This window comes from Arthrobacter sp. Soil_C_49, assembly GCF_057656635.1.
Genome location: NZ_JBDGJZ010000031.1, coordinates 1 through 862, shown reverse-complemented (window position 1 = coordinate 862; position 862 = coordinate 1). Strand labels below are relative to the sequence as shown.

The 862-nt window shown below is 68.6% G+C and carries 1 pseudogene; it reads left to right on the top strand.

Annotated features, from left to right (window positions below):
- Positions 1 to 862: pseudogene (locus AC3A4Z_RS22580) on the top strand (HNH endonuclease signature motif containing protein); the annotation flags it as partial.

Below are 862 nucleotides of genomic sequence, written 5' to 3'. Positions count from 1 at the left end.
GCGGAGCTCGGCAGGCTCGTGGCGCAGGCTGCTGCTGCCGCGCCGTCGATACTTGCCGGGGCCAGCTATGTTGAAGCCGCCAACTACGCCGCTGGAGTGGAGGAAATTTCCCGGACGGTGGAGTACCTGCAGGTCCTGTCCGCCGGGAACGTTGACCGGACCCGCACCCAGGCCATCGCCGCCGCGGACACCGCACGCGTCAACCGGTCCCGCACCGGCAAGACCTGGGTCACCGGCTGGGACAACGGGGTTGAGACCCTCAACGAAGTCAAAGCCCTGAACGGGGTCGAAGTCCTGAACGAAACAGACACCAACTGGCCCGGCCAACCAGCAGCACCCCTCACCTCACCCGCCGATGACGGCTGTGCCACTACAGGTGAGTCCCTCCGGCTCCTGCTGCGGATCAGCAAAAGCGAAGCCAACCGCCGCCTCACCCTGGCAAAAGACATCCTTCCTGCCAGCACCCTCACCGGCGACACCATCCCCGCACCCCGCCAGCACCTCGCCACCGCCCTCACCCCCACAACAACCAACACCAGCACGGGCACTCCCAACACCGCAGACGCCACCGGCACCGAGGCCAGCACCGGCAACGACACCCAAGCCGTTACCGGCAGCGCCGAGCCCGTGGGCGCCGGCGACCGGGTGAAGGGCCACGCCGCTGCCTGCCCTGCGGTCTCGTCCCGGGCCGGGACCATCATCGCCCTGACCCTGACCCGGCTCCAGCACCTCACCACACCCGCGAAACTGGCCCTCATCGAAGAAAACCTCACCACCACCGCGGCCACATCAGACCCCGACTTCCTCGCACGCGTCGCCCGCCGCTGGGCCGACACCATCGACGCCGACGGCACCGAACCCA